Source organism: Pseudomonas sp. FEMGT703P (assembly GCF_002786345.1).
Classification (GTDB): Bacteria; Pseudomonadota; Gammaproteobacteria; order Pseudomonadales; family Pseudomonadaceae; genus Aquipseudomonas; species Aquipseudomonas peli.
In genome coordinates this window covers 352,868-359,776 of record NZ_PGCM01000012.1, presented here as the reverse complement: position 1 = coordinate 359,776, position 6,909 = coordinate 352,868, and the positions used below count along the sequence as shown (strand labels likewise).

Here is a 6,909-nt window from a genome sequence, read left to right as displayed (position 1 = left end):
AGCCCAGGTAGAGAAACCACCACCGCCGCCACCCCCGCCAGCGTAGTTGCCGTAGTTGTAGTTGCTAACGGCGTCGCCACCACCGCCGCCGCCACCGGAAGCTTTGTTGGCGGAGATGCTGCTGTTGGTAATGGTCAATACACCAGAGTTGCGGATACCAGCGCCCAAGCTGTCTGTAGCGGAAGCACTTTCATTGGCCCCGTAACCGGCGACCAGTCCGTTGCGGATGGTGATGTTGTCCAGCGCCACCTTGGAGCTGGCGCCACTGGTGGTCACGTCCAATACCCTGGCCTTGTGGTCCCCGTCCAAGGCGAAGCCACCACCGACGATCTGCAACGTATGCCCGTCGGTGACGTTGATGGTGATGCCGTCGAAGTTGCTGGTGAAGGTGATATTGCCGGTGAGGGTGATTACATCGTCCACGCCGTCGCTATTACCCGTGGCTATAGCGCTTTTCAGCTGGGCGAGTGTGCTCACCGCCGTGGTCACCAGCAGGTGGTCGTAACTGCCCAGGCGTGACAGGTTCAGGGCATTGCTGGCGGCGATCTGCCCAGTGGAGATCTCCAGGTCCCAGTCACCGCCCTTGGCATTGCCTCCGGTGTTGTCGTCGGAAGCTGCGATGTCCGCCCCGGTGATGTTCGCCAGCTTCGACACGAAGGCGTTGCCTTCACTGCCCGCGCCCACCTCACAACCGTAGAGCAGGATGTCACCGTCCGCACTCAGTGCCTTGCCGATGCTGGACAGCTGGCTGGTGTACTGCGAGAGGTTGCCTTCGAACAGCGGGCCATTGCCCAACAGCAGCACCCCAGAGTCACCGTGGGAAATGATGTGGATGGCGTCGATGCCGGTGCGGCCGGCCAGGGCGTCGGCAATCTGCTGCACGCCGTCCTTGTTGGTGGACAGCAATACCACCTCGGCATTGGGCGAGACGCCCTTAAGCAGCTCCTGGTAGTTCGGCGCGCGGGTATCGACGAAGACGACTTCCTTGCGCACGCCGCTCTGTGCATCGCTCACCGGGCTGGCCTGCAGGTCCTGAGTACCTTGGCTATTATCGGCAGAGCCCGCCTGGTTGCTGTCGCGGGCGCCGGTGTCATGGGACGCGTCGGCCGTGGAGGCCGCAGTCGGCGCCGAAGCAGCGGTATCGGCCACCGTCGCGGCCACCGCGCCGTCGAACATCATGCGCGGCTCTAGTGCGCTGATCAGCGGCAGCGAGCACGCCAGTGGCGTAGCCTGGCTACCCTTAGCCTTACCGTTGCGACCAGCCTTCTTCGAAAGACCCCAGCCTATGACTTCTACCTCTTCTTTTCTCCGGCGCCAGCCTCAGCGGGTGCTCAGGTGCGTTCTTGTTCCAGAGCCCGGGCATCCCGGGTGGTTCTGATCACATGGGCCTCGCTGTTGCGCGAGTCCTTCCAGAAATCCAGCTGTGCGTACTGCTCGAACAGGTCCGGCGGCAGCAGAGTACGCCGCGCCGCCACCTCCACCTTAGGCCGCACCTTGTGCAGCCCGCGTAGGCCCAGGGCCTGGTCGAACTCAGGGGCGTCGTACTCGACGCGCTCAAAATCGTGCTCAAACCAGGGCTCGCCGAGGAACTCGTAGACCAGCCGTAGCACCCGCTCGGGCGTGGCCACCAGCAGGTCGTAGTCCACCAACAGCAGGGACCGAGCGTGTTCTCCGTAATAGGCATCTTTAAGGGCCGACCATGGTAAGCCCACCAGGCGGTTGCGCTGGGCCAGGGTCTCGACCCGGCTGTAGACGGTGTTGCGTTCGCTGTCATCGTTGAACAGCTTGGTAATCTCGTACGGGTTGGCGCGGTAGAGCCGCTCGATGCTGTCCATCACCCAGGCGACGTTGCGCACGCAGGCGATGACCTTGGCCTGGGGAAAGAGGTCCATCAAAGCTGGCAGCCGGGCGCACCACAGGCGGTTGGTGTCGAAGATCACCTCATGCCCGGCCTGGTCCGCGTAATAGTTGCTGAACAGGCCGGCCAGCAGGCGCTTGCGCTGCTCCTGGGTCACCACCGGGCCGAACTCGCTGTCGGCGCCGAACTGCTTAAGCAGGCCCGAGAAGAAGCTGCCCACCGGGCTGGTCATGCCGGCGTGAAAGCGCGGGTTCTGGCGCAACAGCGCCGCGAGCAAGGTTGAGCCCGAGCGCGGCAAGCCCGAGATAAAGTGGTAGGTCGGGGGGGTGCTCCTCATGGTCGGTAAATGCATCAGTCACCCCCACATAGGCATGCGCGCTCATGGGTGATGAGCAACAGACTGGCGGCGAAATGCACGTGAGATGAGCGGGCTGTTGTGGAAAAACACGGCCCCCTGCCTGCAGCTGGAACACAGACAAGAAATGAATCCTTGGAGGTCATCAATTGGGCTTCCTTGCCCGCCGTGGAAAGGGCGAGACAACCGTTATTGCGCGAATGGTCAGGTAATGCTATCGGAGAACTTCAGAGGCCAGCCAGCGGGAAATGGCGTTGGAGATGAATGTGATCGGCCATTCACAACACACCCTTGAATTGCCTGGGGTAGTGCATAACGGCGCAGAGCGCAGCTTTATTCTGGCGACGGCGTATTTGCTCAGAAACCGCTTTCCCGCACACCCAGCGCCATCATCCGCCGCCACACAGCGCCTAATATCGACTGCCGTTTGCCCTGCAAAACCACCACACCGCGTAATGGTTGAGCCGGTGGTGATAGCGACTCAAGAAGACTGAGGCGCGCGCCGTATTGCGCCTGTACAGGTTCGGCGCGCTGCTGAGCGTTGCGTCGCACCGCAATCTGACCTTCATGATCAGAGGCCAACGCGTCCAGTTCAAGAAAAGAAACGCCGGCGGTGTCTACCTCATCAAGGCGAACAGACAAGGCCGGACGCGCCGGATCGTCGGCAATAAAACGACCCTCGCTGCCCGGCTCAACGCGCCATAGGCTTTCCTCGGCCACATAGCCACGTAAACGCAAGCCTGGGGCAACAACCCGGGCCAACGTTTCGCCGGTGTAGAGCCAGCGCCCAACAGCCAGATCCGCTTGCAGATCACGCACCTGACCCGCAAAGGGCGCACGCAGCAGCAAGCGCTCTCGCTGGGCCAGCAGGCCACGGTATTGAGCCACCGCTTCCGCCAACTGTTCTTCAAGTACTCCCGCTTCAGCGACCGTTTCACTGCGTACTGCTTGACGCCGCAGTTGCAACTGTAGGCTGTCGATCTCACGACGAACAATGCTTTGCTGCGCGTCCAGATCAGGCGATTCCAACTGCACCAGCAGCGCGCCTTGCTCTACCGTATCGCCATCCCTCACCTGAACCGCCTTGACCCGTGCCGCGATAGGCGCATGCAGCGTGCCAATACGCGAAGCTTCCAGCATCGCCGGCACGTCCACCGCATTGCGCCAGGGCACAATCAACGCCAGCAGCACCAGCGCCAGCGCCGAGCCGGCGAGCAGCACCTTGTGCGGACTAGCCTGGTCACGCCGCAGCCACCACTCGCCGAACTCCTTCCAGATCGGCAGGCCAATGAACCAAACCAACTCCACCAGCATCAGGAAGATGCCCAGCACCTTGAAGAACAGGTGGTACACCGCCAGCGCGATGCCGAAGAACAGCACCGCGCGCCAGATCCAGGCGCCGTAACCCCAGACTAACAGGCGCCGGCGCATGGCCTCGGGCCAAGGCTCGGGCGCCGGCTCGCCATAGCCAAACAGTGCTTCGCGCAGGCGCCAGCGGCACAGGGCGAAGGCACGGCTTTGCAGGTTCTCCACTTCCCAAAGGTCGCTGAGTAGGAAATAGCCATCGAAGCGCATGAAAGGATTGAGATTAATAGCAAGGGTGGTAATCCAGGTAGCGCTGGAAAGCATGAAGGCCGCCGTACGCGCCGGCCCGTCTGGCAGCAGCGACCAAGCCAGCAGCGCCAGCACCGCCAGCACCAATTCAGCGAGCACCCCACCGGCACCGATCAGCAGGCGCGAGCGGCGGTCCTGCACCCGCCAGGCGTCGCTGACATCGGTGTAGAACATCGGCAGCAGCACCATGAAAGCCAGCCCCATGCTCTGCACCCGGCAGCCAGCACGCTTGGCCATGAAGGCGTGGCCGAACTCGTGGCAAAGCTTGGCGAAGGTCAGTGCGATGCCAAAGGCCAGGGCACCACCCAGGCTGAAGATATGCGGAAAGGTGGCCAGGTAGCGCTCCCAATCACGCGCCACCAGAAACAACCCCAGCAGCAGCAACATCGGCAATGCACGACGCAACAGCCAGGGCCCATTGCGCTCCAGAACCGGCCAGGCGCGGTTAAGAAAGCGGTCCGGCCGCCACAGCGGGATGCGAAAGAACAGGTACTGGTGCAACACCTGCTGCCACAAGCTGTGGCGCGCGCTGGCGCGTTTGAGGTTGTAGCTGGCGCGCTGCTCCGGGTCGACGGCGGCGATCAGGTCGTGCCCTCGCAGAAAGTGCACCATCTGTTCCAGCTCACCTGCCCCCAGGGGCGCGCCCGGCTCGGCGTTGGCCGCTGCCAGTACCTCGTGAGGGTCACCCAGGGACCAGTGACGCAGCAACCGCACGGCAGCAGCGCCGAGTTTGAAGTAGCGGCCGCGCAGCGGGTCGGCCAGAGTCCACTGGAGAGCGCCCTCACGGGTTGGTGCTGCGCTGGACAGTTGCAGGTCGGAGCGCAGGGCCGGCAGCATCACAGCCCCAGCCCCTGGCGCAGCGCCGCCAGGGGCCGGCGCAACAGGTAATAGGCCAACGGGGCACGGGCGCCGAACAGTTTGGCAGTGCCGCGCAGACCGATGCGCGGCGCGGCCTCGGCAAAGGTGGCATCAAGGCGGTAAGCCAACTGCCCGGCGGCGGTGGCCTGGGCCTCATAGGCGGCCCTCTCCAGACGTGCGTCGTGGCGATTGAGCGGGTCGCTGTCGAGAAAAAGCGCTACCTCAGCCCCGGCCCCCAGGGCGATCGCATCACCCACCGGCAATTCGATGCGCAGTTCGGCCTGAGCCGGGTCGGCGATCTGCATCAGCCTCTCACCGGTCTGCACTGGTTTGCCGGTCAGGCGCTCGGCATCAGCGAATACGGCAATGCCGGCACGCTCGGCACGTACGTCGCTACGGGCCAACAACTGCTTGGCATAGTCACGTTCAGCGCGCTTCTGCTCCGCGCGGGCGGCCAGCAGGTCGATGCGGGCACTGGACTCAGCATCGGCGAAAGCACGCTGGCTGCTGGCCTTCAACTCGGCCTCAGCCACATCCAGGGCACGCTCGGCGACGTCGGCCTGAGCCTTGAGGGTGGCGGCATCGAAGCGCACCAACAGGTCACCGACAGCAACGCCTTGGTTGGGTTTGACGAGAAACTCAGCGATCACCCCGTCCAACGGTGCGGCTACCACGCGACCGCCCAGGGGGACCACTTCGGCGGGTGCCAGCACCGACTGGCGCACCGGTAGCAGCAGCAACAGAGCGAGCGCCGCCAACACCACGAGAATCTTCCTCCGCGGCCATCGCAGGCGCCACGGCTTGCGTGGTTGCAGAGCCAGCCACGCGTGCTCGTATGTGCCGCCGAGCTGCACCAGCAGAGCCTGCTCGGCCTCGCTCCAAAGCGTGTCACGGGCGATCCACAGGCCGCCGAAAACGGCGCCCTGGCGGTCCTTCAGAGGCAGCCAGAAAACATTGGGCGCGGACAACGCCTGCCACTCCTCGCGGCTGCTCTCGCCCAGACTGGCTGGGTCGACAATACCGGACTGACCCAACAGGCCGGCGGCCAGACGCTGACTTGCCGCCCATTCAACGAAGGCGACGAAGGGAGCGTTGGGCTCCACCACGCTAATACCGGTAAGAGCGCGGACCTTGCCGGCGACCAGCAGCGCTGCGTGCCGGTAGCCGAACAGGCCCTGGCCGTCGTTGGCCATGGCGAAAGCCAGTTGCTCAGTCGTGCCAGCCTGTCGGGCCTGGGCCTGGAGACCGAGAAATACCGCGAAGACACGCTCGGCAAAGCCGGGTACAGGTGCGTTCATCGCGCCTCCGGAAAGCGCGCGCTGCCGCTCATGCCCGCCACCAGGCCGGTGGCGTCCTCGGGCAGGCCGCCGATCAGCAGCAGCGTCTGACTGCCTTCATCGATGCGCGCCCCTAGGCGCTTGATCACCGCGTTGAGCGGCTTGCCAGTCTCGTCGGGGATAAATTTGAAGGGCTGGCCCGGCTTGAGGGTACCGATCCAGCGCGATGGCACCAGCAAGTGGATTTCCAGAGTGCGATTATCCACCACCTCCAGCAGCGGGTCGCCGCCAGCTACACTCTCGTGGGGCTGCACACGGCGGTTGACCACCTCACCGTCGAAGGGGGCCTTCACCTGGCAGCGCTGCACCTGTACCTGATAGACCTGCGCCTCCGCCTGGGCCTGGGCCTGACGGGCCTGCGCCAAGGCTACTTCGAAACGCCCCACGGAGTTGAGGGCGGCTAACTGCTGCTTGTTCTTCAGTTCCTCGCGGGCAGCAAGACTGGCCGCGTTCGAGGCGTTGAGTTGAGCCTGATAAGCGCTGCAATCGAAGCGAACCAATACATCGCCCTTGGCGAAGCGCTGAGCTTCAGCAAACGGCATTTCAATGATGCGTCCAGCTAGTTCGCTGGACAACACAGCCTGGTCGCGGGCTTTTAACACCCCTCGAATCTGACGCGCCTCGGAATAGCTTTCCGGCTCACTGAGAGGATCAAGCAAATAGTCCTGAGCAAAAAGACACTGACTGTACAGCGCGGCGATTAAACCAAAGGCATAGCCGGGAACGTGATACCGCATGGTACATCCTTGTTTATTGGGGCCGCAGGGCAAAGCACAGAACTCCCCCCAGCAGAGGAAGTGCTACATCCATATAATGCCAAAAACCGTTCTTCGCGTGCTCAAAAAGGCATGCATGGAGGCCGACCGAGCAAGCGACCTCGAAAGCCG

5 protein-coding genes are annotated in these 6,909 nt (G+C 63.5%); all 5 read right to left on the bottom strand.

All coding sequences use genetic code 11. The annotated features are described in order from the left end of the window. Positions 1–1,179: DUF4347 domain-containing protein (locus CUR33_RS19330; RefSeq protein WP_289240638.1), on the bottom strand; the 1,179-nt coding region annotated here is incomplete at its 3' end. A gap of 152 nt (positions 1,180–1,331) precedes the next feature. Next, on the bottom strand, positions 1,332–2,195 hold the full coding sequence (locus CUR33_RS19325; RefSeq protein ID WP_289240637.1) for a sulfotransferase: 864 nt from the start codon (positions 2,193–2,195) through the stop codon (positions 1,332–1,334). A 375-nt stretch (positions 2,196–2,570) separates the two neighbouring features. Beyond that, the gene (locus CUR33_RS19320; RefSeq protein WP_289240636.1) at positions 2,571–4,667 is read right to left on the bottom strand and encodes an HlyD family efflux transporter periplasmic adaptor subunit; all 2,097 of its coding nucleotides are present in this window, start codon (positions 4,665–4,667) and stop codon (positions 2,571–2,573) included. Continuing rightward, entirely contained in the window at positions 4,664–5,983 is a 1,320-nt protein-coding gene (locus CUR33_RS19315) for an efflux RND transporter periplasmic adaptor subunit (protein ID WP_289240635.1), read from the bottom strand. The genes CUR33_RS19320 and CUR33_RS19315 overlap by 4 nt, the downstream gene beginning before the upstream one ends. Next, the gene (locus CUR33_RS19310) at positions 5,980–6,759 is read right to left on the bottom strand and encodes an efflux RND transporter periplasmic adaptor subunit (protein WP_289240634.1); all 780 of its coding nucleotides are present in this window, start codon (positions 6,757–6,759) and stop codon (positions 5,980–5,982) included. The genes CUR33_RS19315 and CUR33_RS19310 overlap by 4 nt, the downstream gene beginning before the upstream one ends. Positions 6,760–6,909: the final 150 nt, after the last annotated feature.

Coding starts and splice junctions, on each gene's coding strand:
- CUR33_RS19325 (WP_289240637.1), bottom strand. CDS start 2,195: ATGAGGAGCACCCCCCCGACCTACCACTTTATCTCGGGCTTGCCGCGC.
- CUR33_RS19315 (WP_289240635.1), bottom strand. CDS start 5,983: ATGAACGCACCTGTACCCGGCTTTGCCGAGCGTGTCTTCGCGGTATTT.
- CUR33_RS19310 (WP_289240634.1), bottom strand. CDS start 6,759: ATGCGGTATCACGTTCCCGGCTATGCCTTTGGTTTAATCGCCGCGCTG.